This window comes from Corynebacterium yudongzhengii (assembly GCF_003065405.1).
Lineage (GTDB): Bacteria > Actinomycetota > Actinomycetes > Mycobacteriales > Mycobacteriaceae > Corynebacterium > Corynebacterium yudongzhengii.
The window spans coordinates 1,374,569-1,399,013 of sequence record NZ_CP026947.1 but is presented as its reverse complement, the minus strand read 5'-3'; the positions used below and the strand labels follow the sequence as shown (position 1 = coordinate 1,399,013).

The 24,445-nt window shown below is 65.3% G+C and carries 22 protein-coding genes, 1 tRNA gene and 1 pseudogene; 15 read left to right on the top strand and 9 right to left on the bottom strand.

Going from position 1 to position 24,445, the window contains the following annotated elements:
* The first annotated feature begins 6 nt into the window (after positions 1–6).
* Positions 7–1,491 carry a M20 family metallopeptidase gene (locus tag C3B44_RS06500; protein ID WP_108431660.1) on the top strand — a complete coding sequence of 495 codons (1,485 nt, stop codon included), beginning with the start codon at positions 7–9 and terminating at the stop codon, positions 1,489–1,491.
* On the opposite strand, the pseudogene C3B44_RS11920 reads toward C3B44_RS06500, so the two are convergent.
* From C3B44_RS11920 to C3B44_RS06485, 3 genes and pseudogenes are all read right to left on the bottom strand, one after another.
* A pseudogene (locus C3B44_RS11920) lies at positions 1,485–2,126 on the bottom strand (lipase family protein); the annotation flags it as partial. The gene C3B44_RS06500 and the pseudogene C3B44_RS11920 sit on opposite strands and share 7 nt — an antisense overlap.
* 379 nt (positions 2,127–2,505) lie before the next feature.
* A complete protein-coding gene (locus C3B44_RS06490) occupies positions 2,506–3,864 on the bottom strand; it encodes a Na+/H+ antiporter family protein (protein WP_108431658.1) in 1,359 nt (452 codons plus the stop codon).
* A gap of 582 nt (positions 3,865–4,446) precedes the next feature.
* Positions 4,447–5,076 carry a GNAT family N-acetyltransferase gene (locus C3B44_RS06485; protein WP_158268613.1) on the bottom strand — a complete coding sequence of 210 codons (630 nt, stop codon included), beginning with the start codon at positions 5,074–5,076 and terminating at the stop codon, positions 4,447–4,449.
* 161 nt (positions 5,077–5,237) lie between these two features.
* Between C3B44_RS06485 and C3B44_RS06480 the strand changes: the two genes are divergently transcribed.
* A tRNA-Glu gene (locus C3B44_RS06480) sits at positions 5,238–5,313 on the top strand.
* Positions 5,314–5,871: 558 nt separating this feature from the next.
* On the opposite strand, the gene C3B44_RS06470 is transcribed toward C3B44_RS06480, so the two are convergent.
* Together C3B44_RS06470 and C3B44_RS06465 are read right to left on the bottom strand one after the other, a co-directional pair.
* Positions 5,872–6,360 (bottom strand): hypothetical protein, encoded by a 489-nt coding sequence (locus tag C3B44_RS06470; RefSeq protein WP_108431655.1) that lies wholly within the window; start codon positions 6,358–6,360, stop codon positions 5,872–5,874.
* A gap of 58 nt (positions 6,361–6,418) precedes the next feature.
* A complete protein-coding gene (locus C3B44_RS06465; protein ID WP_108431654.1) occupies positions 6,419–7,117 on the bottom strand; it encodes an IclR family transcriptional regulator in 699 nt (232 codons plus the stop codon).
* Positions 7,118–7,206: 89 nt separating this feature from the next.
* Here C3B44_RS06465 and leuC point away from each other — a divergent pair, with 89 nt between their 5' ends.
* Complete coding sequence (gene leuC, locus C3B44_RS06460; RefSeq protein ID WP_108431653.1) at positions 7,207–8,634, top strand: 3-isopropylmalate dehydratase large subunit; 1,428 nt, start codon at positions 7,207–7,209, stop codon at positions 8,632–8,634.
* Positions 8,635–8,664: 30 nt separating this feature from the next.
* Positions 8,665–9,255: a 3-isopropylmalate dehydratase small subunit gene (leuD, locus tag C3B44_RS06455; RefSeq protein ID WP_108431652.1), complete on the top strand. Its 591-nt coding sequence runs from the start codon at positions 8,665–8,667 to the stop codon at positions 9,253–9,255.
* 19 nt (positions 9,256–9,274) lie between these two features.
* On the opposite strand, the gene C3B44_RS06450 is transcribed toward leuD, so the two are convergent.
* On the bottom strand, positions 9,275–10,291 hold the full coding sequence (locus C3B44_RS06450) for an NUDIX hydrolase (protein WP_108431651.1): 1,017 nt from the start codon (positions 10,289–10,291) through the stop codon (positions 9,275–9,277).
* 130 nt (positions 10,292–10,421) lie between these two features.
* Here C3B44_RS06450 and C3B44_RS06445 point away from each other — a divergent pair, with 130 nt between their 5' ends.
* Together C3B44_RS06445 and C3B44_RS06440 are read left to right on the top strand one after the other, a co-directional pair.
* Positions 10,422–11,420, top strand: coding sequence for an NAD(P)H-dependent glycerol-3-phosphate dehydrogenase (locus tag C3B44_RS06445; RefSeq protein ID WP_108431650.1), 999 nt, complete (start codon positions 10,422–10,424; stop codon positions 11,418–11,420).
* A gap of 21 nt (positions 11,421–11,441) precedes the next feature.
* The gene (locus C3B44_RS06440; RefSeq protein ID WP_235840351.1) at positions 11,442–12,539 is read left to right on the top strand and encodes a D-alanine--D-alanine ligase family protein; all 1,098 of its coding nucleotides are present in this window, start codon (positions 11,442–11,444) and stop codon (positions 12,537–12,539) included.
* A 782-nt stretch (positions 12,540–13,321) separates the two neighbouring features.
* Here the strand turns inward: C3B44_RS06440 and C3B44_RS06435 are convergent.
* Positions 13,322–14,275, bottom strand: coding sequence for a DUF3515 domain-containing protein (locus C3B44_RS06435; RefSeq protein WP_108431648.1), 954 nt, complete (start codon positions 14,273–14,275; stop codon positions 13,322–13,324).
* A 32-nt stretch (positions 14,276–14,307) separates the two neighbouring features.
* On the opposite strand from C3B44_RS06435, the gene C3B44_RS06430 reads away from it, so the two are divergent.
* The 8 genes from C3B44_RS06430 to C3B44_RS06395 are packed head-to-tail and all read left to right on the top strand — an operon-like array spanning position 14,308 to position 21,651.
* Positions 14,308–15,270 (top strand): thiamine-phosphate kinase, encoded by a 963-nt coding sequence (locus tag C3B44_RS06430; RefSeq protein WP_108431647.1) that lies wholly within the window; start codon positions 14,308–14,310, stop codon positions 15,268–15,270.
* A gap of 5 nt (positions 15,271–15,275) precedes the next feature.
* Complete coding sequence (locus C3B44_RS06425; RefSeq protein ID WP_108431646.1) at positions 15,276–15,926, top strand: uracil-DNA glycosylase; 651 nt, start codon at positions 15,276–15,278, stop codon at positions 15,924–15,926.
* A gap of 7 nt (positions 15,927–15,933) precedes the next feature.
* Positions 15,934–17,517: a DAK2 domain-containing protein gene (locus C3B44_RS06420; protein ID WP_108431645.1), complete on the top strand. Its 1,584-nt coding sequence runs from the start codon at positions 15,934–15,936 to the stop codon at positions 17,515–17,517.
* A 3-nt stretch (positions 17,518–17,520) separates the two neighbouring features.
* Positions 17,521–19,632 carry an ATP-dependent DNA helicase RecG gene (locus C3B44_RS06415; protein WP_108431644.1) on the top strand — a complete coding sequence of 704 codons (2,112 nt, stop codon included), beginning with the start codon at positions 17,521–17,523 and terminating at the stop codon, positions 19,630–19,632.
* Positions 19,633–19,651: 19 nt separating this feature from the next.
* The gene (locus C3B44_RS06410; RefSeq protein WP_108431643.1) at positions 19,652–19,861 is read left to right on the top strand and encodes a biotin/lipoyl-containing protein; all 210 of its coding nucleotides are present in this window, start codon (positions 19,652–19,654) and stop codon (positions 19,859–19,861) included.
* The gene (gene rsmD / locus C3B44_RS06405; protein ID WP_108431642.1) at positions 19,858–20,427 is read left to right on the top strand and encodes a 16S rRNA (guanine(966)-N(2))-methyltransferase RsmD; all 570 of its coding nucleotides are present in this window, start codon (positions 19,858–19,860) and stop codon (positions 20,425–20,427) included. The genes C3B44_RS06410 and rsmD overlap by 4 nt, the downstream gene beginning before the upstream one ends.
* A gap of 7 nt (positions 20,428–20,434) precedes the next feature.
* Positions 20,435–20,911, top strand: coding sequence for a pantetheine-phosphate adenylyltransferase (gene coaD, locus C3B44_RS06400; protein ID WP_108431641.1), 477 nt, complete (start codon positions 20,435–20,437; stop codon positions 20,909–20,911).
* The gene (locus C3B44_RS06395; RefSeq protein ID WP_108431640.1) at positions 20,908–21,651 is read left to right on the top strand and encodes a sulfite exporter TauE/SafE family protein; all 744 of its coding nucleotides are present in this window, start codon (positions 20,908–20,910) and stop codon (positions 21,649–21,651) included. Before coaD ends, C3B44_RS06395 begins: the two co-directional genes overlap by 4 nt.
* Here C3B44_RS06395 and C3B44_RS06390 read toward each other — a convergent pair.
* A complete protein-coding gene (locus tag C3B44_RS06390; protein ID WP_108431639.1) occupies positions 21,648–21,950 on the bottom strand; it encodes a hypothetical protein in 303 nt (100 codons plus the stop codon). The two genes, C3B44_RS06395 and C3B44_RS06390, sit on opposite strands and share 4 nt — an antisense overlap.
* Positions 21,951–22,170: 220 nt before the next feature.
* Positions 22,171–23,424 (bottom strand): IS256 family transposase, encoded by a 1,254-nt coding sequence (locus C3B44_RS06385; protein WP_108431638.1) that lies wholly within the window; start codon positions 23,422–23,424, stop codon positions 22,171–22,173.
* A gap of 701 nt (positions 23,425–24,125) precedes the next feature.
* Here C3B44_RS06385 and C3B44_RS06380 point away from each other — a divergent pair.
* The gene (locus C3B44_RS06380) at positions 24,126–24,440 is read left to right on the top strand and encodes a hypothetical protein (RefSeq protein ID WP_146183479.1); all 315 of its coding nucleotides are present in this window, start codon (positions 24,126–24,128) and stop codon (positions 24,438–24,440) included.
* The last annotated feature ends 5 nt before the right edge of the window (positions 24,441–24,445 follow it).

Here is a 24,445-nt window from a genome sequence, read left to right as displayed (position 1 = left end):
CGGCACATGTGCGAAAATCCTCAACCCTCGACCGCGTATCTCGACTACGCGCGCGCCCAAGTCGCCGAGAAGGTCCGCGCGAGCGAGGCGAACGCCCGGCACACACCAGAGCGGGAGGACTACCCCGGCCAGCACACGGCGTGGGAGGCTGTGGCCGACAAGGTCACCAAGCTCAGCGAGGAGCTCACAGAGCTTGCCGACGACCTGCACACCCACCCCGAGCTCGCCTTCGAGGAGTTCCGCTCCCGTGATCAGATCGCGAAGCTTGTGCGCCGTCATGGCCACGAGGTCACCATTGGTTTCCACGGGGTTGATACCGCCCTGCGTGCCGAGTGGCAGGCCCCAGGCTTCGATCCGCAGCGCCATCCCACGATCGCGGTGATGTCCGAGTATGACGCCCTGCCGGGGATCGGTCATGCGTGCGGCCACAACCTCATTGCGGCGGCGGGAGTGGGGGCGTTTTTGTCGTCGATAAGCACCCTCGATACCGGCCGGGTCGTGCTTTTGGGTACGCCCGCCGAGGAGGGGCATTCCGGCAAGGAGTACATGATCCGCGGCGGGATGCTTGAGGGCGTGGACGCCGCGGTGATGATGCATCCTTTTAGTTACGACATTTCCGAGCACGTCTGGGTCGGCCGCCGCGTGATCAAGGCGCGCTTTCGCGGGATCGCGGCGCATGCCTCCTCGCAGCCGTTCATGGGCAGAAACGCGCTCGACGCCGCCAACCTCGCGTACCACGGGATCGGGGTGCTGCGTCAGCAGATGCCGCCGTCGGATCGCATGCACGCCATTATTTCCGACGGCGGCCAGCGCCCCTCCGTCATCCCGGATGCCGCCGAGATCACCCTCTACCTGCGCTCGTCGCTCACCGAGGCGCTCAAGGATCTATCCTCGCGTATCGACGACATCTTCCACGGCGCAGCGCTTATGGCAGGAGTCAGCGTCGAGGTGGACTGGGATGTCCATCCGGCGACACTGCCGATCAGGAATAACCACGCGATGGCCTCGCGCTGGAGCCGGACGCAAGCCCGCCGCGGGCGGACCGCCCTGCCCGCCGGGGTGGTACCGGAAACGCTCGCCGCCTCCACCGACTTCGGCAACGTCTCCTACCTGGTTCCCGGCATCCACCCCATGGTGAAGATCGCCCCGGGATCGGTGGCGCTGCACACCGAGGCCTTCGAAACCTGCGCGCGCGGCGAGCAGGCGAGAAGCGCCGTCGTGGATTCGGCGATTGGGCTCGGGCAGGTGATCGTCGACCTCATCCGCGACCCTGAGCTGCTAGCGCAAGCGCAGCAGGAATTCGCGGCAGCCGGAGGCGCGCTGAGCGTGCAGAATACTTTTAGTTACTGTAGGGCATCGACGATCGGGGTCTGGTCCTCGATGGCGCGGCGCACCATGCCGCGGTGCTCCACGCCGCGGCGCACGATGATCTCGACGTCGGTGCCCTCGTTCTCCTGCAGCCCCTTCGCGGCGGTGCTGATCTGCTCGTAGTCGATGATCCCGTCGTCTTCGCTGATGAAGATCCGCACCGGGGTCGTGGGGTGCATGTGCACCATGGAGTTGCTGTAGAGGTGCTCGAGAAGCGGTTTGAGCTGTGGGTTTTCCCGCATGATCTCGCGGCCGTGGATCGTGTTTTCGTGCTTGAACTCCGTCAGGCACAGCCGCGAGGCCAGCTCCAGCGCCTCCAGGCCCTTGTCGTTGAGGAAGTCTTCCGCGACGATCTTCGGGTTGAAGTTCATCGCGCCCTGGACGGCATAGGAGTTGTAAGTGAGGCGCTCCTCGTCGACCTCGGCGAACAGCGACTGCGCCTGATTCGCCGGAATCTCGGTGGGCACGAGGGTATCTCCCGGGGCGATCGCCAGAGTCATGACCAGCCCGGAGGCTACGTCGTCGGCGGAGGCGGCCGACACGGCCGCGAAACCGCCCTGGCTCCAGCCGGTGTTGTACCAGGATTCGGAAAGCTCGAACTCCGCGCGCGCCGCCCGCACGAGCTCGTTGACCGCAGAGGCCAGCGAGTGCCGATCCATATACGTACCCTTGCCCACCGTGCCTAAGCCCTCGTAGTCGGGCTGCACGACGGCGAAGCCCTTATCGAGCCACACCTTCAGGTAATCCTGCGCCGACATCACCAGCGCCTCCTCGTCCGGGTGCGTCTTCAGCGCCAAAGACGGCGCCGCCTCCCGCGCCAGCCCGGTCGTGCCGTGCGCCCAGCTCAGCACCGGCCAGCCACCCTCGGGGGCTTCGCCTGCAGGCAGGGTGACCAGCCCGGTCGCCTTGTACGGCAGGCCCTCGGCGTCGCGCGAGCCGTAGGCCACGAGGTAGGTCTCCGCCCCGTTCGGCGCGGAGATGATGGAGGCGGTGTCGAGAAGATGCTTATCGACGACCTTTCCCACCTCATCGTTATCCAGCCGCAGTGATTGTGCCGCAATGCCCATGATGTGCTCCTTATCCTTCGGGTGTGGTTGCTACTTCCACAGGGTAGACCTCGAAGGCGCATGTGCGTCGTCAGAGCACCATGGCGGCGATGAATCCGGCGATGACCAGCGGGATGTTGAAGTGAATGAAAGTCGGGATGACGGTCTTGCGGATATGGTCGTGTTGCCCGTCGGCGTCCAGGCCGGAGGTCGATCCGAGGGTGGAGTCGGAGGCGGGGGAGCCGGCGTCGCCAAGCGCTCCGGCCGCGCCGATGATCGCGACCGTCGCCATGGGGGAGAAGCCCAGCGACATACACAGCGGGACGTAGATGGTGGCGATGATCGGCAGCGTGGAGAACGAGGAGCCGATGCCCATCGTGACCACGAGGCCGACGAGAAGCATGGCCAGGGCGCTGGCGGGCTTGTTGCCGTCGAAAAGCGCGGCGGTGGCATCGACCAGCGCTTCGATCTCGCCGGTGGCGGACATGACCGAGGCGAAGCCCTGGGCGGTGATCATGATGAAGCCGATGAGCGCCATCATGCGCATGCCGGCGGTGAAGACGTCGTCGGATTCTTTGAGGTTGATCGCGCCGGTGACCATGAAGACGGCCAGGCCGGCGAGCGCGCCGACGAGCAGCGGGTTCGCCTCGGTGCCCAGCGCCTGCATGACGACCTGGATGACGAAGGTCACCACGATCGCGATGAGGGCGACCACCACCTTGTACTTGGAGATCGGCCGCTCGGCGTCGGCGGTTTCTGCCCCGACGATGGGTTTATCTTCGTAGTGGCGGGGGCGTCGATAAGAAATAAACACCGCCACCAGCATGCCTACGAGCATGCCCGCCGCCGGGATCGCCATCGCCTGCATGATGTTGATGTCGGAGACATCCATGCCGGCCTCGGAGATGTTGCCCAGCAGGATGTCGTAGAGGAAGATCGAGCCGAAGCCGACGGGCACGAACATGTAGGTGGTGATGAGGCCGAACGTCATGATCGCGGCGACGGCGCGGCGATCGATTTGCAGGCGGTTGAACACCACCAAAAGCGGCGGGATGAGCAGCGGGATGAACGCGATGTGCACCGGAATGAGGTTCTGGCTCATGACCGCCATCGCGAGGATGCCCGCGAACAGCAGCCACTTGGTCGTGGCGGTGACCTTCTCCGTGGTGCCGGCACTATTAGTGCCCAGTCGGGTGACGATGCCCTGGGCCAACAGCCGCGGCAGCCCCGAATTGGCGACGGCCATCGCGAACGCGCCCAGCAGCGCGTAACTCAGCGCGATCTGCGCGCCGCCGGATAAGCCCTCCTGGAAGGCGACCATCGTGCCGTCGAGGCCGAGTCCGGCGAGCAGGCCGCCGACCAGCGCGCCGATGAACAACGCGAGAACCACATGTACGCGCACGAGCGCCAGCACCAGCATGACGATCACCGCGACCAGAACAGCATTCATACCCAGCAGTTTAAAAAGGTGCTGTTCGCCAGGGGAAACGGTTACCCCCGAACCACGTGGCGGACGCGGCGGCGTGACCTGCGGCTCGGCGCTCGGCGGGGTTAAGACCAGTTCCTAATTCTGCGAAACCCTTTACCTATCTCGGCGGCGGACTAGGATCAGCTTTAACGGAGCGGTTCTTGAGAGAAGAGAAACGCTTCGGGGCATCAGAAGACGACAGTGAGGAGACCATATGGGCGAAGTTCCCGGAAAGAACCTTCGACGCATGGATCGCTAAACGCCTCAACGCGGCATCGCCATAATCCAGACTTCACGACGCCAGAGATGCGGGAAGCAGGAGCGACAGGCGAAACGCGAACCACAGTTGTCGACCGATCCCCGGCGCATCCCGTCAGGATGCCCCAGACCCCACGAGATAACCGCGGACGGCGCTACGGGTGAGCACGAACCCGGGTGCACGAGACTTCCGCCACCGGTCCGGACGGACACCACGGGGTGCGCCACTGTAAAGGGGATATGGGCATGCAAACACCTCGGCTTCTGATCACTCAGGGGCCGGGGTTTCCTTTTTGGGCGGGGCTTCTAGCGTTGGCTTGCCGACGCCGGCCGCCACATCCTGCCGATCTCATAGCCCGGCCACAGGCGGATCCGTCCGGCGGTGAGGAAGTCGAACTTCTCGTATAACCGGGTGGTGCCATCGTTGGAGGACTCGAGGTAGGCGGGCTCGCCGCCTTTCAAGCGCTGTAGCCCACGGCGTAGGAGGGAAGAGCCCACGCCCTTGCCTTGGGTTGAGGGGTCTGCGGCGAGCAGGTGCATGTACCAGTGCTTCCGGTTGGGGCGGGCGAAGTCGGTTTTGAGCTGGCCGACGAAAGAGCGCAGTGCCCGCCAACGCACCAGGCGCAGGTAGTCCACAGCCTGGCTGAGCACGCTCTTGAGCGAGCCGCGGTCACCGTCAGGGCGCTCCCATAGCGCGGCGCCGACGAGTTCGCCCTCGAGGTAGGCGAGATCGATCAGACCGCCGCGGGAGAGGTGGTCGGTGAGCTGCAACTCGAAGAGTCGGGTGAGGTTGTCCTGGCTGGCCGCACGCTTGCCGAGGGCGAGGCGGGTGAAGGTCTCATCGGCAAACGCGGTGCCGACTAAGCGGGCGATGTCGCGCACGGGTTCGTCGGTTCGCTCGCGAATATCGACATCAGGGCGGTTGTCTGTGCTCACCAAGGGCTCCTCGAAAAATAGACGGATCCAACAATACTATCGCGTGAATGCCGATGTGTTTAACGCCGACGAATTGCGTGTTTACCTGCTGATTTGTTCTTAAATTCCACCATGGTTTACATTTGTCTGGTCTGCAACGCACAAGTGCAGATGGCGAACGAGCCCCGTTCGTCTAGAGGCCTAGGACGCCGGCCTCTCACGCCGGTAACACGGGTTCGAATCCCGTACGGGGTACCACGGTGCGGTTTATGTGACCGCGCATATAACTGAACGAGGCAGTCGGTGCTTAGGCACTGGCTGCCTTGTTTTATTCAATCCACGGTGAGCATATCGGCGGTTATTACTCGGTGGGGCGGCCGAAACCGTTGACCATCTTCGGGTGTCATCAGAAGCATGATTAGTGGGCTAACAGATCGGTAGCGATCCTCGTCCGGATCCAGCAGAACTTCTTTCAACCCCTGAATGTCGTCGCGACGGATCAAGTCTTTGAGGGTGTCGCCGAAGAACTCCCACCCCGGGCCCCGGGACATACCAACCGCGCGATCAATATGCTCATCTATTCGGGGCAGAGATGAAAAGGAGGAGCTTCTCGCGCTCAATTTTGTCGAAGAGATAGACGTAGCTCTCGATCTGTCGGTGGGTCCGCGACGTCGTGGGGTAAAAAGACGAGGTCATGGCCGCGAGTTCCTCCTCTCGGACTTCAAGCACCTAGCTGCAGCTCACCCTAGCAGCTGGATGAGGTGTGATGGCCTTTATAGCGATGGCGCTAGCGGACAATCCCCACAAGCGAGCTCCTTAACCCGTCGGCAGAATGCTTCCTCCCACAACCACGAGTACGAAGCACACCAGGGCCACAACCGCCCACCGGCGCTTCGGAAGTAGGGGCAGGTTCGGCGGAGGCCCGACGAGATTCTTTTCCGCCCCGACCAGAAGCTGCGACAGCTCCTCCTGGCTCCGATGCGCGCTGATCCAGTTCTCCAGCGTGCGGACATCGCGGTGGTTGTTCCACAGCCAGTAGGCCCCTGGTAGGGCCACCATCACCGACAAAATGAGGGAGCCGGCGAGCCACCTGAGTCCGTCCTCCTGGGGATCGAACAGGGACACCATGAGCGTGAACGTGCCGAAGCCCACCGAGGCCCACGCCGCCGTCTTTTTCAGCAGATTGGGACGGTAGCGCCGGGCGCGCTGCTCGGCGAGCTCGGCCTGGTCTTTGGTATCGGGGGTTTGGGGGAGGAGCTTCCAGGAGGTGGCGATCTCGGCACGCGAAGGGGTGTTGTCTGTCATGTCCTTATCTTCTCAAGCGCGGTGGACACTTACTCGCTGAGTGTTCGAACGCGCGTGCTTAGAGGGTGGTGGAGAGTTGGCGGGCGGCGTCGAGAAGCTCTCGGCCCCACACCCCGGCCGGTGAGGGGCGGAGCCTGTCTGCCGGCCCCGAGATGGACAGCACCGCTACGAGGTCGCCGTTTCCGTCGGTGATCGGGGCCGAGAGGCTGGCGAGGCCGACTTCGCGTTCGGCGACGGATTCGCTGAGTCCTTTCCGGCGTACTTCTTCGAGCTCGGGGAGGTCGAAGGTGGCGTCGTCGAGAAGCTCTTCTACCAGGGAGTAAGGGGAGTGGGCGAGGATAACCTTCGCCGCTGAGCCCGATTGGAGCGTGAGTTGCGAGCCGACGGGCACCACGTTGTGGAGGCCGGTGGGCGGTTCGACGGCGGCGATGCAGGTGCGGGTGTGGCCGCTGGGTTGGTAGAGCTGGACGGATTCGCCCGTGGTGGTGCAGAGCTCATCCATGATGGGGCCGGCGGCTTCGATGAGTGACGACGGGCCCGTGATCATCATGGAGCCGAGCGCCCAATGGCCTTCCTCGGTGCGGGTGAGCAGGGAGTGGACCTCTAAGGCGGTGGCCAGCCGGTGGACGGTGGCGCGGGGAAGACCGGTGCGCTCGCACAGCTCGTTGAGGCTCAACGGCCCGTTGGAGCATGCCCGGATCAACGCCACAGCGCGATCGAGGACCTTGATGCCGGACTCTGCGTTATACTGTCCCATACAACGGATAATAACGTCCCATGAAGTGAGACGGCAACGGTTACTTCACCACTGCCCATCATGGTAAACGAAGTTTAAGGGATCAAGACATGACAGACGGAAAGAAGAAGCTCACGCTCGCCGAAAAGGTGTGGCGCGACCACGTCATCACCGCCGGCGACAACGGCGCTCCCGACCTCATCTACATCGACTTCCAGCTCCTGCACGAGGTCACCAGCCCCCAGGCCTTCGACGGGCTGCGGATGAACGGCCGCGCCATGCGGCGCCCGGATCTGCACCTGGCCACCGAGGACCACAACGTGCCCACCGAGGGCATTGAGACCGGCAGCCTGCTCGAGATCCGGGAGCAGACCTCGCGCACGCAGGTCGAGACCCTGCGCAAGAACTGCGAGGAGTTCGGCGTGCGCCTGCACCCGATGGGCGATATCCAGCAGGGCATCGTGCACACCGTCGGCCCCCAGCTGGGCATTACCCAGCCGGGCATGACCATCGTGTGCGGAGACAGTCACACCTCCACCCACGGCGCGTTCGGCGCGATGGCCTTCGGCATCGGCACCAGCGAGGTCGAGCACGTCATGGCCACCCAGACGCTGAGCCTCAAGCCCTTTAAGACCATGGCCGTGGAAGTCTCCGGCGAGCTGCAGCAGGGCGTGACGGCCAAGGACATCATTCTGGCGATCATCGCGAAGATCGGCACCGGCGGCGGCCAGGGCCATGTCATTGAATACCGTGGCGAGGCCATCGAGAAGCTGTCGATGGAAGCGCGCATGACCATCTGCAACATGTCCATCGAGGCCGGCGCCCGCGCGGGCATGATCGCGCCCGATCAGAAGACCTTCGACTACGTCGAGGGCCGCGAGTTCGCCCCGAAGGGCGCGGCCTGGGACGCCGCCGTCGAGTACTGGAAGTCCCTGCCCACCGACGAGGGCGCGGAGTTCGACACCGTCGTCCACCTCGATGCCAACGAGCTGACACCCTTTGTCACCTGGGGCACCAACCCCGGCCAGGGCGTGGGCTTAGGCGAGACCGTGCCGGATCCGGAGAGCTTCGGCGACGAGGGCGCGAAGGCCGCCGCCGAGAAGGCCCTGGCATATATGGATCTCACCCCGGGCACGCCGCTGCGCGATATCGCGATCGACACCGTGTTCCTGGGGTCCTGCACCAACGCGCGCATCGAGGACCTGCGCGCCGCCGCCGAGGTGGTCAAGGGCCGCCGCATCGCCGCCGATACCCGCATGCTGGTGGTGCCCTCGTCCACGCAGGTCAAAACCCAGGCCGAGGAAGAGGGACTGGACAAGATCTTCACCGACTTCGGCGCCGAATGGCGCACCGCCGGCTGCTCGATGTGTCTGGGCATGAACCCGGATCAGCTCCAGCCGGGCGAGCGTTCCGCCTCGACGTCGAACCGCAACTTCGAGGGCCGCCAGGGCCCCGGCGGTCGCACGCACCTTGTCAGCCCCTTAGTCGCCGCCGCCACCGCGGTGACCGGACACCTCGCCAGCCCCGCCGACCTGTAGGCACGAAGCCTTCGGAAAGGACGAATTACCGTGGAGAAGTTCACCACCCATACCGGTGTCGGCGTCCCGCTGCGCGCCTCCAACGTCGATACCGACCAGATCATCCCGGCCGTCTACCTCAAGCGCGTCTCGCGCACGGGTTTCGACGACGGCCTGTTCGCCAACTGGCGTGCCAACGATGATTTCATCTTGAACCAGGACGCCTACAAAAACGGCTCGGTGCTGGTCGCCGGCCCGGATTTCGGCACCGGCTCCTCGCGTGAGCACGCCGTGTGGGCGCTCATGGACTACGGCTTTAGGGTCGTGCTCTCGCCGCGCTTCGCCGACATCTTCCGCGGCAACGCCGGCAAGGCCGGGCTCGTCGCCGGAGTCATGGAGGAGGCCGACATCGAGCTGATCTGGAAGTACCTCGAGCAAAACCCCGGCGACGAGATCACCGTCTCGCTGAAGGACCGCTCTGTGAGCGTCGGCGGCAACCTCTACCGCTTCGAGATCGACGACTACACCGCCTGGCGCCTTGCCGAGGGTCTCGACGACATCGGCCTGACCCTGCGCAACGAGGACGCCATCGCCGACTACGAGGCCCAGCGCCCGGCGTTCAAGCCGGCGGTGTCGCGCTAGCTCGGTGGCGCGCTAGCGCTTATTTCACCGGCAGGGGGCTGGCGAGGTAGTCAGCCCCGGTGAGCTTGCCGTCGTGGAAGCTCAAGACCCACACGCTGCCCTTCTTCGACTTGATCTCGTCGTTGATGGGCAACCGTCCGCGGGAGACGAGATCCTCGATCATCGCGGGGATCGTCAGCCCCTGCGAGCAGATAACCGACGTGCCGCCTTCGGCGATGACCTCCTGGATCGCGGCCCGCGCGGCGTCCGGATCACGCTCGTAGACGGCATCGCCGAAGCGCTCGTCGACGGTGATGTCGTGATTGAGCTCGTCGGCAAGCGGGCTAATGGTGTGCTGGCAGCGATCCGGCAGCGCCGAGTAGATGCGCTCCGGGCGCCACGCAGCCAGCAGCGGCACGAGCATCTCGGCCTGGCGCCGGCCCTTCTTATCCAGCGGGCGCAGGTTATCGTCGCCCGCCCAGTTCTGGCGCCGGTGTGCGCGCCCGTGGCGCACGTACAGGATGCGCGAGGTCGCCGGTAGCTGGAAGCGCTTCTTCGCCTTCGCGAGCACCTGCGTATCCACCGCGTAGCTCAACAGCTGCATGGCCTCATCGAAGGAGACCCAGCGGATCTCATCGACCTCGTCGTTCGGGGTAAACTCGCCGCCGAGCACCTCGCCCGTCCAGTAGTAGACCACCTTCGTGCGATCCATCACCGGGTACCTGACCTTGCCGATCAGCTTGCCCAGCCGCACCTCATAGCCAGTCTCCTCGGCGATCTCGCGCACCGCGGTGACCGGCAGCGACTCGCCGGGATCGACTTTGCCTTTGGCGAGCGACCAGTCATCGTAATGCGGGCGGTGGATGATCGCGACCTCGAGGGAGGAGACATCACTGGGGTCCCCGCGCCAGAGCACCGCCCCGGCGGCGAGGGTCGAGCGCTTGACTTTCTTGCCGGGATCACGCGCAATGACCTGGTAGCGGCCGGTAACCGCCAGTTGAGGGCCGGTGTCCTTGTCGGTCTCGTGCAGCTTCTTCCGGCTCGACTTTCGCGACATGTCACTCCTTTGCGCGTTGGGCTTTCCGTACCGAAGGATACCGCCATACCCTATAGTTGACGGGTACGCACGCGGTGAGGTGCCTCTCGCACCCCCGCAACCGACGATCCCGAAAGGCTGGCCGATCACCATGGTCGATGTCGCAGTGATGGGAGCCGGGGCGTGGGGCACCACGCTCGCGAAGGTCTTCGCCGATGCCGGCAACGCGGTAAGTCTGTGGGCCCGCAGGCCAGAGCTTGCCGACGCCCTCAACGAGACCCACCGCAACCCGGATTATCTTCCCGACGTCACGTTGCCCGAGGCCATAGTCACCTCCACGGATGCACGCGAGTGTCTATCCGGCGCCGATCTCGCGGTGCTCGCCGTGCCCAGCCAGACGCTGCGCGACAACCTCGCGACCTGGCGCAACTACCTCAACGGCGATACCACCTTGGTCTCGATCTCCAAGGGCATCGAATCCGATACCTACCTGCGCATGAGCCAGGTCATCGCGGAGGTTACTGACGTCTCTCCGGAGCGCATCACGGTGCTCAGCGGTCCGAACCTGGCCCGCGAGATCGCCGCCGAGCAGCCTGCGGCCACCGTCATCGCCTGCCCGGACGAAAACCGCGCCAAGCTCGTCCAAGCCGCCGCCGCCACGCCCTATCTGCGGCCGTATACCAACTCCGACGTCGTGGGTGTGGAAATCGGTGGTGCCTGCAAGAACGTCATCGCTTTGGCCTGTGGCATGGCCCGCGGACGCGGGCTCGGCGACAACACCGCCGCCACCGTGATCACGCGCGGTCTGGCGGAGATCTCCCGTTTGGGCGAGGCCCTTGGCGCCGACCCGCGCACCTTCGCCGGCCTCGCCGGTATCGGGGATCTGGTGGCCACCTGCATGTCGTCGCTGTCGCGCAACCGCACGTTCGGCGAGGCCCTCGGTGCGGGTCGCAGCCTGGAGGAGGCGAAAAAGGGCACCCGCGGCCAGGTCGCGGAGGGGGTGATCTCCTCGCAGTCGATCTGTCGGCTGGCGCAGGCCAACGGCGTCGATATGCCGATTACCCGCGCGGTCTACGCCGTGTGCCACGAAGGCCTCGAAGTTGCCGAAACAGTGGCGAAGTTGATGGGTCGGTCCAAAAAGTCGGAGTGACTGGCGGGTACGATCACGAGCGTGACTTTCGATACCAACGCCACCGAGAACCCGAAGATCCGCGTCGCCGTCGTCTACGGCGGCCGCAGCAGTGAGCACTCCATTTCGTGCATCTCCGCCGGCGCGGTCATGGCCCACCTCGACCGCGAGCGCTACGAGGTCGTCCCGGTCGGTATCACCGAATCCGGCGTCTGGACGGTCGGGGAGGACGACCCCGAGAAGCTCCGCGCCCACGGCGACCAGCTGCCGAGCGTGCAGCTTCGCGACGAGCTCGCCCTCAGCCTCAACCCCAACCGCGAAGGCGAGATCACCAACGTCAGCGCCGGCCGTACGCACGCGATCGTCGACGTCGTCTTCCCCGTCCTGCACGGCCCCTACGGCGAGGACGGCACCATCCAGGGGCTCTTCGAACTCGCCGGCGTCAACTACGTCGGCCCCGGCGTGCTCTCCTCGTCGGCGGGCATGGACAAGGAGTACACCAAGAAGCTTGCCGCCGCCGAAGGATTGCCGATTACCCCAGAGAAGGTCTTGCGTGCCGACGAATCCCTCTCCGCCTTAGACCGCGAGCATTTGGGGCTCCCGGTGTTCGTGAAGCCGGCGCGCGGCGGGTCGTCGATCGGCATCACCAAGGTCACCGACGCCGCGGATCTCGACGACGCCATCGCCACCGCCCGCCGCTTCGACGACAAAGTCATCGTCGAAGCCATGGTCCACGGTGCCGAGGTGGAGGTCGGAGTCCTCGAATACCCCGACGGACGCATCGAAGCCAGCCTTCCCGCCCAGCTCAACGGCACCGAGGACTCCGACGAGGGTTTCTACGGCTTCGAGGCGAAATACCTCGACGACGTGGTCACCCCCAGCATCCCCGCCGAGGTGGGGGAGGAGACGATCGCCGAGCTCCAGCGCCTGGCGATCAAGACCTTCCACGCCCTCGACTGCAAGGGCCTGGCGCGCGTCGACTTCTTCGTCACCGACGAAGGGCCCGTGCTGAACGAGATCAACACCATGCCCGGGTTCACCCCGATCTCGATGTACCCGCAGATGTTCGCTGCTAGCGGCGTTGACTACGAGACGCTCCTCGACACCCTCATCAACTCAGCGTTGCGACCGCGGGGGTAGCGGTTTCGGTTCGCTGGCGTTTGCCGGTCTGTGCTATTCAGGCTGGTTCAGGCTGAGTGGTCATAGTGCGCTTGTGCTGGTCGAAAGGAGGTGCTCCGAAAGGAGTGGTGCGCGGTCGAAAGGGCGCTTCCTTTCGACTACCTCCTTTCGACCAGCGTTAGGGCTTCATGCGGTTTCGGCCGGTTTGCTCATGCAGTGTTGGGGTATGGCTGTTTCATCAGTCCCGTTTGTCCCATCAGCCTCGTCCTTAACGTAGCCGGGGTTTGCCAGAGTCTTCGCGCCGTTGGCAGCCATAGTGCGCTTGCGCTGGTCGAAAACAGGGATCCCTAAAGGAGTGCTGATTTCGACCGCGCGAGAGCCCTTTCTATGAGGGTGATTTCGACCAGCGTTAGCGCGGCATGCGTATACGGGCACCCAACCTCGGCGGCGGCCGACTTTATGGCCTCCTGGGCCGTTCGAACGCAAATGCTTGAAGGAAGAACCTTGAAGGACGCAAAATCGGGCCATTTTCTTGCACAAAACCTTGTAGGATGCGCCCTACAAGCATCTTCCTTTAAGCCTTTGTGCAGTAGCAGCGTCAAACCGTACAGAAAAGCGGACCCTCAGAACGCCAGTCTCCCTAACAGCCATGCAGCGTTACCGCGTTCGAACGCCCGGTCGAAACGACTACCCCAGAAACGAGTCCCAGACGGTCGAAACCACCCCTCCTTTCGACGGACTCCTTTCGACCTCACAGCAAACCCCGCAAACCCCGCAAGCCCACGCCAGAACCAAACCTGCCCCTACTGCTCCTCGGTCGCCGCGGTGATAGCGCTGCCTAAGGCCGGCAACGCCTCCGAGGCGGCCGACTGTGGCACGCTCACCGCGATGTCGGTCTCCCGGCCGAGCGCGTACCAGTAGGACGCGGTGGATCCGTTGACGAGGCGTTCGTCTTCGAACCAGGGGATGTCGTCGATCTGGGTGAGCTGCTCGCCGGGCTGGTAGTTCGGCGGGGGAGCGACACCGCAGCGCACGACGATCGGTTCGGCACCTTCGTTGGCCCATACGGCGGTATCACCTTGGGAGGTGGTGGCGTGGGTCCAGCCGTCGGCGAGGATGTCGGGAAGCTCGGTGCCCAAGGACCGACATGCATCCGACGCATCCTCAGCAGCTGGCTCCAGTTCGCTCAGCGGCGCGGGGTGCGGGTCGTGGTTGTGCTCGGGCAGCTCGCCGACGACCCCACCGAGATCCTCGACTGGGTTGTCCGCGCCGTCGAGCGCTCGCCCATCAGCGGTGACGGCGACGACGGGGGAGCGGTCGACCGCGTACCAGGTGGACATGTCGGATTCGGGGGTCATGTCGTCGACACGCAACCACTCCACCCCGTCGATGTCGTGTGTGGAGGCGTACTCCGTGTACTGGAATGGCAGGTCGATGCCGCAGCGCAGGGTGATGCGCTCGAGCGAGCTGCTCTGCCAGGCGGCGGCGCCGGCGGGGGCGGGCTCGGCGATCTCGGCGCGGTCATGGCCGAGCAGCTCGTCGGGAAGCTGAGAGATAAGCTCGCTGCATTCCTGGGAGTCGGCTTCCGGGGCGGGTAGGTCGCTCATGGCGACGGGCTGGTCGCCCGCCTGCTCGGAGATGATGCGAGCACCGACGAGTACTGCCACGATGAACACAACCGCTATCCCGAGGCTGATGTAGATCAGCGTGCGGTTAAATTGAGGAACAGCAGTCGAACTCCTGGCAGTCGAACTCATGACCAGTCAGTCTATCGAAAGGCGTCTTCCGCGTGAATCCGTCCTCGCACTTAGAGGTGACCGTCGGCGAAATCGGCGAGAAAGCCGTCATCGCCGAAATCGTCGGCGCCGCGCCGAGTACCCGCAACGGCGACGACGCCGCCGTTTTATCGCATGCCTCCCCGAACTCGCGCACCGTGGCGACGACGGACATGCTCATCGAAGGCCGGCACTTCCGGCGGGATTGGTCGACGCCGGAGGAGGTCGGCAAGAAGGCGATCACCGCGAACTTCGCCGATATCGAGGCCATGGGCGCGCGCCCCATCTCCGCGCTTCTCGCCCTGGCCGCCCCGCCCGATCTGCCAGTGGAGTTCCTCCGCCGCCTGGCGATGGGCATCGACGAGTCCGTCAGCGAGTTCGCCGCGGAGCTCGTCGGCGGGGATGTCACCCAGAGCGAGCGGCTGGTCGTCTCCGTCGCGGCGATCGGCGAGCTCGGCGGCAACCGCCCGGCGCTTACCCTGGATCGGGCGCGGGCGGGCCAGAAGGTCGTCGCCAATGGGCTCATCGGGCATTCGGCCGCCGGCTACGCCCTGCTCGAGCGCTTCGGGCGCGCGGGCGTGCCGGAGCATCTGGATCCCCTCGTTGAGGCGCACTGCGCACCGACGCTGTCGGCCGGGCGCGGGGTGGTGGCCCGTTCGGCCGGGGTGACCTCGATGACGGATAACTCGGACGGGCTCGTTGTCGACCTCGGCGCCATCGCCCGGGCCTCCCAGGTGGGCATCGACCTCGAGAAAGACGCCATCGCCCCCGGCCCGCTGCTCATCGAGGCCGGCGAGCTCCTCGATGTCGACCCCTGGTCGTGGGTGCTCAGCGGCGGCGAGGACCACACTCTTTTGGCCACCACCAGCGGGCCGGCGCCATCGGGGTTTCGTACCATCGGAAAGGTCACCAGATCGCGGGAGGTCACCGTCGCCGGCGAGAAACCCGCGCACGTCACAGGGTGGGAGAGTTTCTAGAAACCATGGCACTTCCGGTACACGAGACCTGGCAGCCCGTACTCGCCGAGGTCGAAGACACCATCCACAAACTCGGCGACTTCCTCCGCGCCGAGCCCGCCTTCTTACCGGCCGGCAAGGACATCCTGCGCGCCTTCCAGGACCCCTTCGACGACGTCAAGGTCTTAATCGTCGGCCAGGATCCCTATCCCACCCCGGGCCATCCGATGGGCTTGAGCTTTTCCACCCAGCCGGGGGTGGCCCCGCCGCGCTCCCTGGTGAACATCTACCGCGAGCTCCAAGATGACCTCGGCATCCCTCCGCGTGACGACGGCGACCTCACCGGCTGGTCCACCCAGGGCGTGCTCCTGCTCAACCGGGTGCTCACCGTGCGCCCGGGCAACCCGGCGTCGCATCGCAACCGGGGCTGGGAGAAGGTCACGGAGGTCGCGATCCGGGCGCTAGCTCAGCGTGGTCTTCCGCTCGTGGCCATCCTGTGGGGCCGCGACGCCCAAACCGCCGCCCGCTTTTTGGGCGATACCCCGCGCATCGAATCCCCGCACCCTTCGCCGCTGTCTGCCAATAAGGGCTTCTTCGGCTCGCGGCCCTTCTCCCGAGCCAATGAGGCGCTGAAGGCACAGGGAGGCGAACCCGTCGACTGGTCTTCACTAAGATAGGTGCACTATGACAACTCTGGCCCCGCTGACCGGTACGCATCTGCGTCGTTGGACGCAGCGCGTGGTCGCCGAACTGGGCGATCGGCGCTCCGAAATCAACGCGCTGAACGTCTTCCCGGTCCCGGACGCGGATACCGGCTCGAACATGATGCACACCATGGAAGCCGCGCTCGCCGAGGTCGATGCCTTGGATCCCGCAGAGGCCGAGGAGCTCGCGGCCGTCGTGCGCGCCCTGGCCACCGGCAGCATCCGCGGTGCCCGCGGCAACTCGGGCGTGGTGTTATCGCAGGTGCTGCGCGGTATTGACCAAGCCGTCGACGCCGGCGAGTTCACCGCGTCGACCTTCGCGGATGCGCTGGCCATCGCGGTGGGGCTCGTCGATAAGGCGATCAGCGAGCCGGTCGAGGGCACCGTCGTCACCGTGTTGCGCGCCGCGACCGTCGCCGCCCAAGACGCGCGTGACGACGGCGGCGAGCTCACCACCGTCGTCTCCGCCGCCGTCGACGCCGCCCGCACGGCGCTGGCGAACACCCCCTCGCAGCTGGCGGTGCTGCGCGAGGCCGGCGTGGTCGACGCCGGAGGAGCTGGCCTGGTCATCTTGCTGGAGACCTTCTACGCCGAGGTGTTAGGCAGCTCCCCCGATGCGCCCGACCCGCACTCGGTGGCCCCCGCCGCCAGCGAGCACGCCCAGCCGGCGAACCTCGAGGTCATGTTCCTCTTCACCGCCGACGAGAACACCGTGTCCCAGCTGGAAAGCGAGCTCGCCGAGTTCGGCGACTCGCTCACCGTGGCCCGCGGCGAGGGCGAGGCCACCTTCCACATCCACTCGCTCATCGCCGGCCAGGTCATCGAAACTGCCTTCCAGCGCGGCGCGGTATCCAACCTGCGCATCGAGGTGCTTCCCGATACGCCTGTCGTCCACACCGAAAAACCCGAGCGCCTGCTGCTCGCCCTGACCCCGCCCGGGGCGGTCGCCGATCTCTACCGCACTGCCGGCGCCGAGGTCATCGAGGTCGCCGGCACCGGCAGTGACGGGGAGGACGACCCCGTCGGCGCGGTGCTCTCGCTCATCCGTCGCACCCGGGCCGGCGAGATCGTGCTGCTGCCGAACGGGCTTCTGAGCCGGCGTCAGCTCGTCGCGGTGGATAACGCCACCCACGCCTTCGAGCAGTCGATCACGCTGCTGCCCACCTCCCGGCTGGTCTCGGGGATCGCGGCCGTCGGCATGCACACCCCGGAAGAACCGCTGGCGACGACGTCCTACGCCATGAGCGAGGCGGCCGCGGCGATGCGCACCGCCACCGTCGTGCGCGCCGAACGCGCCGCTTTGACCGCCGCCGGGCCTTGCGCGCGCGGCGACATCCTAGTCGAGGTGCTCGGCGAGATCGTCGTCGTGGCCGAATCCGTCGCCGAGGCCGTCGAACGCGCCGCGCACCGCCTCTTGGAATCCGGCGGCGAGCAGGTCACGGTGCTCACCGTCGAACCGCTCGACGGCGAAAAGCTCTCCGAGGCCCTAGGTGCCGACGTCATGGTCTTCGACGGCACCGGGCTCACCGCGACCGGGCTGGTCGCCGAGATCGGGGTGGAGTAGCGCGTGCTGGGCTACAGCGACGACCGTGCCCTTAAGGCAGTCCTGCCCGCCAAGGAGGCGCGGGCGATCAAGCGCGCCTTCGGCTACACCACCTGCCAGGAGCTTTTAGAGCACTACCCGCGCCGCTATCGTCGTCACGGGGACCTCACCGGGCTCGACGGGGCGGACAGCGGGGAGGTAGTCACGTTCGTCGGCACCGTCGTCAACGTGCATCCGCCGATAAGGAAATCCGCGAAGAAGTTCATCAACCGCTTCGACATCGTCGACGACTCCGGCATGAGCGTGCCGGCGTCTTTCTTCAACTCGCACTACGCCGCGCGCGCCTTAAAACCCGACACGGTGGCGATCTTCAGCGGCAAAATCACCTACTTCCGGGGCCTGCCGCAGCTGCAGCACCCGGACTTCTTCGTCCTCGATGCCTCCGGCAAAGGCCAGGGAACCGGCTCGCTCAAAGCGCTGGCCGACTACGGCGCGCTCAGCGACCTCCTCGGCGCCCAGGACTACATGCCCGTCTACCCGGCGACCAAGAACTTCAGCACCTGGCGGATCATGGGCGCTATCTGGGAGATCCTCGACACCCTCGCCGAGATCCCGGAGCCGCTGGATCAGCCACCGCGCGACATGCCGGGTTTCGACGCCGCCCTCCGCGGCATCCACCGCCCGCCCGAGGCGGGGCCGGCGGCGTCGATAAGCCGCATGAAATACAACGAGGCCCTCGGCCTGGCGCTGGTGATGGCGCTGCGCCGCCACGACCACTGGGAGCGCCGCGCTCCCGTACTCGCCGAGAAACCCGACGGGCACCGGCAACACCTCATGGATAGCCTGCCTTTTCCGCTCACCGACGGCCAGCAGCAGGTCTTGGCCGAGATCGACCGCGACCTCGCCGAAGCCCATCCCATGAGCCGGCTGCTGCAGGGCGAGGTTGGCTCCGGCAAGACCATCGTGGCGCTTCTGGCGATGCTGCGCGCCGTCGACAACGGCCACCAGTGCGCCATGCTGGTGCCCACCGAGGTGCTCGCCGTCCAGCACGCCCGCTCGCTGACCACCACGATCGCCGCCGCCGGGGTGAGCGCGACGGTGGTAGCACTCACCGGGTCCATGACCACCGCGCGCAAGCGCCAGGTCCTGCTGGATATCGTCTCCGGGCAGGTGGACATCGTCGTGGGCACGCACGCGCTCATCCAGGACACGGTCGACTTCTTCGACCTCGGGATGGTGGTTGTCGACGAGCAGCACCGCTTCGGCGTCGAGCAGCGCGATCAGCTGCGCGACAAGGGCGCAAACGGGCTGACCCCGCACCTTTTGGTCATGACCGCCACCCCGATCCCGCGCACCATCGCCATGACGGTCTTCGGCGATCTCGAGGTCTCCACCTTGAAGCAGCTGCCCGGCGGGCGCCGCCCGATCCAGTCGGCGATCGTGCCGGAGGCCCGCCCGGCGTGGGTCGAACGCGCCTGGGAGCGCATCGCCGAGGAGATCGCCGCCGGCAGGCAGGCCTACGTCGTCTGCCCGCGCATCGAGGGCGACGGGGGAGTAGAAGAGGTCTTCGCCTACCTGTCTACCGAGCGCTTCCCGGATCTCAGCGTCGGGCTTCTGCACGGGCGCCTTCCCGGCGAGGAGAAAGACCGCGTCATGGACGACTTCGCGCGCGGCGGCGTCGACATCCTGGTGTCCACCACGGTCATCGAGGTCGGCGTCGACGTCCCGAACGCCACCGTCATGTACATCCGCGAAGCCGAAAACTTCGGGGTGAGCCAGCTGCACCAGCTGCGCGGGCGCGTCGGTCGCGGCGGCCACGCCTCGCTCTGTTTGCTTCACACGCTTGCCGACGAAGGCAGCCCCGCCCTCGAGCGCGTCGCCGCGGTGGCGGCCACCAGCGACGGCTTCGAACTCGCCAACCTGGATCTCGCCCAACGCCAGGAGGGCGACGTGTTGGGGGTGAGCCAGTCCGGCACGCGCCGCAGCGTGAAGCTGCTCAACCTTCTCGACGACTACGCGCTCATCGAACGCGCCAACGCCGATGCCGCCGAACTGGTGCAGCGCGACCGCGAGCTGGCCATCCACCTGGTCTCGGACATCACGCAGGACGCGCGTGCGTTCCTCGATAAAAGCTAAGACCGCTAGACTTTGGGCCATGAAGATCTTCGCACCGTTTGCCGGCATCATCCGGTATCACGTCGCAGAGGGCCAGAAGGTCACCACCGGAGACGTGCTCGCCACCGTCGAGGCCGTAAAACTCGAAGCGCCGGTCCCGGCCCCTGGGCCCGGCACCGTGACCGCCCTGCACCGGGAGAACTACTCGGACGTTATCGGCGGCGAAGTGGTAATCGAGGTGGGATCATGACGCGCATCATCTCCGGGGAAGCCCGCGGGCGCATTATCAAGGTGCCCCCGCACGTCACCCGCCCGACCACCGACCGCGCCCGCGAGGGCGTGTTCTCCTCGTTGCAGGTGCGCTTCGGGTTCATCGACGCCTGCGTCCTCGACCTCTTCGCCGGCTCCGGTGCCCTCGGTCTCGAAGCTGCCAGCCGCGGTGCCGCCCGCGTCGACCTCGTGGAATCCGATGCTTCCGCCTGTGCGGTGATTCGGGCGAACGCTGACGTCGTCAAGCATCCCAACGTCCATGTCCACGAGATGAAAGTCTCCAGCTTCCTAGCGGGGGCGCAGAAGGAGAGCTATGACATGGTGCTCATGGACCCGCCCTATGAGATGGCGGGGGAGACGGTCGTCGAGATCCTCAACGCCTTGGTACCGGTCCTGCGCGAGGGCGCGGCCGTGGTGGTGGAGCGCCACAGTGCCTCGGAAGAGACCGACTGGCCTGAAGGTTTCACCCCGACCGGCCAGAAGCTGAAGAAACGCACCTACTCCCGCACCCGCATGGATATGGCCACCTTCTCCAGAGAGGACTGAACAAGCTGTGAGCATCGCCGTCTGCCCCGGATCCTTCGACCCCGTGACCAACGGGCATCTCGATATTTTCCGACGCGCCGCCGAACACTTCGACCAGGTCACCGTCTTAGTCACCGGCAACCCGGCGAAGACCTCCGGGCTGTTTAGCATCGAGGAGCGCAAGGAACTCATCCGGGCGGTTACCACCGATATCCCGAACCTCACCGTCGATCACTGGGGCGGACTGCTCGTCGACTACACCACCGCGCACAACATCAAGGTTTTGATCAAGGGCTTGCGCTCCTCGCTCGACTACGACTACGAGCTGCCGATGGCGCAGATGAACCGCCGGCTGTCCGGGGTGGAGACCTTCTTCGTCATGACCGACGAGAAGTTCGGCTACGTCTCGTCCTCGCTGTGCAAGGAAGTGGTGAAATACGGCGGCGATGTCAGCGGGCTCGTGCCGGAGAGCGTCATCGCGGCGATGCGGGAGAAATTTGCGTGACGATAGCGCTTCAAACGTTATCGGTTCTTCTCGGAGCCTTCCTCCAACGCATCTCCGGCATGGGCCTAGGCCTGGTCACGGCCCCGGTGCTCATGCTGTTGTTCGGGCCGGTCGAAGGCATCCTCATCGTCAACGTGCTCGCCGCGGTGAACGCCTTCGCCTCGACGACGACGGTGCTGGCGAATGTGGATTGGCGCCAAGTCGCGGTGATCGGGCCGGCCTTGCTCATCGGCATTATTCCCGGCGCGTTCGTGGTGCGTGAGCTCCCGGCGGATCCGCTGCTCATCCTCGTCGGGGTGATGCTGCTTGTGGCGTTGTCGGTGGTGACCATCGGCAAGCGCTATGTCCCGCGGATCTCAGGGCGGCTGCCGGCGGCCGCGGCCGGAGCGATCGGCGGGTTCATGAACACCCTGGCCGGTGCGGCGGGCCCGGCGATCACCGTCTACGCGCAGGCCGCACGCTGGGATCAGCGCCTCTATGCGGCTACCTTGCAGCCGCTGTTTTTCATCGCCGGCATCGGTTCACTCACGGCGAAGATCGCCGTCGGGGCGAGTGCGTCCGCGACGACCAGCTGGCAGGTCTGGGTGGCCGGCGTAGTTGCTTTGGCCATCGGGCTTTTCGCCGGGGTGCGCGCCGCCCCGCAGGTCTCCCGTTCGGCGGGGCGCACGATCGCGTTGACGCTCGCCGTGCTCGGCGGGCTGATCGCCGTGGCCCGCGGGCTCATCGGGCTGGTGCTCTAAGACACCGGGTCGGCCGTGGGCTGGTCCTGCAGCTTCTCCGAACGCCAGATGCTGCGGGCGGGAATGAGCATCGAGCGTACGCGCCATTCAAGGCGGCCGGAGATGGGCTCGCCGCTGCGCCGCCGGAAGGCGCGGATCTCCGTACGCTCGCCGGGGCGCACCCGCCCGAGCGCCTGCCGATCGCCGCTGTCGGTAGTAAACCACGCCTCCTGGACGTTGATGTCGCGGGAGATGTTGTGCAAAAACACCCGCTTCGGGGCGCGCTGGATCTCCCAGAGCTTATCGACGCCGTCCTTCATCAATTCGTGACGCCGCGACGCAAAGCGCCCGCCATACCGGAAAGACGGCTGAAGACACCGGACATGAGCAAAGCCTCCTGGCGATCGGGTGGGTTCACCTGAGCAATGTGCGCGTGGCCATCATAGGCACACCTTCTACACAAACGCTGAGAGGGCGGTGGTGTGACTCAGGTCAAGCCCCTGGTAGTGGTGTAACTGGTTTTTGATCCTTCGTTGGTGGTCAGGCGGGTAGTTGCATCAGTGGGTCGGTGTTTACCTCCGTCTGCGAGCTGGTGTCGGTGGTCAGGGCGAGTCGGCATCGGCTCAGGACTTCGAGGCCGAGGTAGCGACGTCCTTCGGCCCATTCGTCGGTCTGCTCGGCCAGGACGGCGCCGATGAGGCGGACGATGGCATCCCGGTTGGGGAAGATCCCTACAACGTCGGTGCGGCGGCGGATCTCGCGGTTGAGCCGCTCGGTGGGGTTGTTGGACCAGATCTTCCGCCACACGTCGTCGGGGAACGTGGTGAAGGCGAGCAGGTCCTCTCGAGCGTCACCGAGGTGGTCGGCGACCTCGGGCAGCCGGTGCTCGGTGTAGTCCAATAGTCGGTCGAACTGGGCGTTGACGGCGTCTGCGGTGGGCTGGTCATAGACGCTGTGCAGCATGGCCTTCACGGCCGGCCACATGGACTTCGGGCACACCGCCATGAGGTTCGCCGCGTAGTGGGTGCGGCAGCGCTGCCAGGCGGCTCCGGGCAGATTCGCCGAGATCGCATCCACGAGGCCGGCGTGCGCATCAGAGGTCACCAGCCGCATGCCGCCCAGGCCGCGGGCGACCAGGTCGGCGAAGAAGGTGTTCCACGATGCCTTGGTCTCACTGGTCGCCACTTGCATGCCCAGCACCTCGCGGTGCCCGTCGCCGTTGACCCCGGTGGCCAGCAGCACCGAGGCCTTGACGACCTGCTTGTTTTCCCGAACCTTGATCGTCAACGCATCGGCGGTGACGAAAGTCAACGGCCCTGCCTCATCCAGGCGCCGGTGCCGGAACGCGGCGACCTGCTCATCCAGGTCGGTGGCCATGCGGGAGACCTGCGACTTCGACAGTGAGTCAATGCCCAGGGTCTTGACCAGCTTGTCCATGCGGCGGGTGGACACTCCGGCCAGATAGCAATCCGCCACGACGGTGATCAGCGCGGACTCAGCACGCTTGCGGCGCTCGAGCAGCCACTCGGGAAAGTAGGACCCCGACCGCAGCTTGGGCACCGCCACGTCGACGGTGCCAACCCGCGTATCGAGCGGGCGGTGGCGGTAGCCGTTTCGGTAGTTGGTGCGCTCGGCAGAGCGGGCGTTCCACTCCGCCCCGCAGACGGCGTCGGCATCGGCGGACAGCAAGGCGTTGATCATGGTCTGCAGCAGCTCGCGCATCAGATCCGGCGACGCCTCGGCGAGGGCTTGGCCAAGAAGGCCGGCAGGGTCGACGATATGAGGTGCGGTCATCGTGATGACTCCATTCGAGGATTCTTTAGACGGTTGACTCGAAGGATCACACGGTGGCCGCTCTACATCCGTGCACAACACGAATCTGCAGACGATCTCGGCCACCGAGTTACACCACCTTAAGGGGCATTACTTGTGGGGGTCTTCCACCGGTGTCCCGGTTAACTAACCTCCCCGGTCAGTACATCTAGTCCAGGATTTTGCAGGAATGATGGTGAACACTCCTTGGGGCAAAGTGTTGTGTCTACAAGCTTCCCGTCGGAAGATCGGTGTGCTTGGCTGGGAATCCTCGCCGAGGCGCGTGAGGTGAGGATTAGTGGGTGCCCCGTGCTCGATGCAACTGACTTCCTACAGGGACGCGTGCACATTCTGTGTGATCGTAAGGTTCCGCTGTGGGATTGGCTCTCTATCAAAGGGCTACTTAGGGGAATGGAGCCCGAGTGGGATGTTCAAGTCTTTGAGAATTGGCATCTGGCTGGTTCCAAAAGGGCCCTGGAAAGTGCTTTGCGTATTATCAGAGACTCCCTGTGAGAAATCTCTAAACACTTGGTCTTCACCCGGTAGTTACTTGCCTCTGGGCTACCTCAGTCCACGGAAGTATGCGGAACAATGGAAATATGAAAACACGGTCAACGCTTAAACCAACTGGACCGAATTCTTAGGCCACCCCAGCGGTTGGTGTGGGGATCATCGGCCGGGCCGTGAAGCACATCAAAGGACTCCGGGAGGTCGAGCAGATGGGTGAGTCAGTTGCCCTCATTGCCGCTGAGACCGAACGCGACCTGATTGAGGCCCTCGTCGACCTAGATGAGGTCATCCGCACTCGTGGTGTCGGCACGGCCTATGAGCAGAAACTGTTCGCAAACCCAGCGTCCTTAAGGCCTCTGAGAAGGGATCTTGAGGCCCTGATTACCAAGCTTTCTGTCGCACCGGATGCCGGAAGCGGACTCGCCGCGATAGCTGAGGCGGAGGCGCTACGCTTCGACGTGCGACGGAAGTTGGACGAGGACACGTAAAACCC

Bases quoted from the DNA above. Each gene is read 5' to 3' on its own strand.
- C3B44_RS06500 (WP_108431660.1), top strand. From the start codon at position 7: ATGTGCGAAAATCCTCAACCCTCGACCGCGTATCTCGACTACGCGCGC.
- C3B44_RS06490 (WP_108431658.1), bottom strand. From the start codon at position 3,864: ATGAATGCTGTTCTGGTCGCGGTGATCGTCATGCTGGTGCTGGCGCTC.
- C3B44_RS06470 (WP_108431655.1), bottom strand. From the start codon at position 6,360: ATGACAGACAACACCCCTTCGCGTGCCGAGATCGCCACCTCCTGGAAG.
- C3B44_RS06465 (WP_108431654.1), bottom strand. From the start codon at position 7,117: ATGGGACAGTATAACGCAGAGTCCGGCATCAAGGTCCTCGATCGCGCT.
- leuC (WP_108431653.1), top strand. From the start codon at position 7,207: ATGACAGACGGAAAGAAGAAGCTCACGCTCGCCGAAAAGGTGTGGCGC.
- C3B44_RS06450 (WP_108431651.1), bottom strand. From the start codon at position 10,291: ATGTCGCGAAAGTCGAGCCGGAAGAAGCTGCACGAGACCGACAAGGAC.
- C3B44_RS06445 (WP_108431650.1), top strand. From the start codon at position 10,422: ATGGTCGATGTCGCAGTGATGGGAGCCGGGGCGTGGGGCACCACGCTC.
- C3B44_RS06435 (WP_108431648.1), bottom strand. From the start codon at position 14,275: ATGAGTTCGACTGCCAGGAGTTCGACTGCTGTTCCTCAATTTAACCGC.
- C3B44_RS06425 (WP_108431646.1), top strand. From the start codon at position 15,276: ATGGCACTTCCGGTACACGAGACCTGGCAGCCCGTACTCGCCGAGGTC.
- C3B44_RS06420 (WP_108431645.1), top strand. From the start codon at position 15,934: ATGACAACTCTGGCCCCGCTGACCGGTACGCATCTGCGTCGTTGGACG.
- C3B44_RS06410 (WP_108431643.1), top strand. From the start codon at position 19,652: ATGAAGATCTTCGCACCGTTTGCCGGCATCATCCGGTATCACGTCGCA.
- rsmD (WP_108431642.1), top strand. From the start codon at position 19,858: ATGACGCGCATCATCTCCGGGGAAGCCCGCGGGCGCATTATCAAGGTG.
- C3B44_RS06390 (WP_108431639.1), bottom strand. From the start codon at position 21,950: ATGAAGGACGGCGTCGATAAGCTCTGGGAGATCCAGCGCGCCCCGAAG.
- C3B44_RS06385 (WP_108431638.1), bottom strand. From the start codon at position 23,424: ATGACCGCACCTCATATCGTCGACCCTGCCGGCCTTCTTGGCCAAGCC.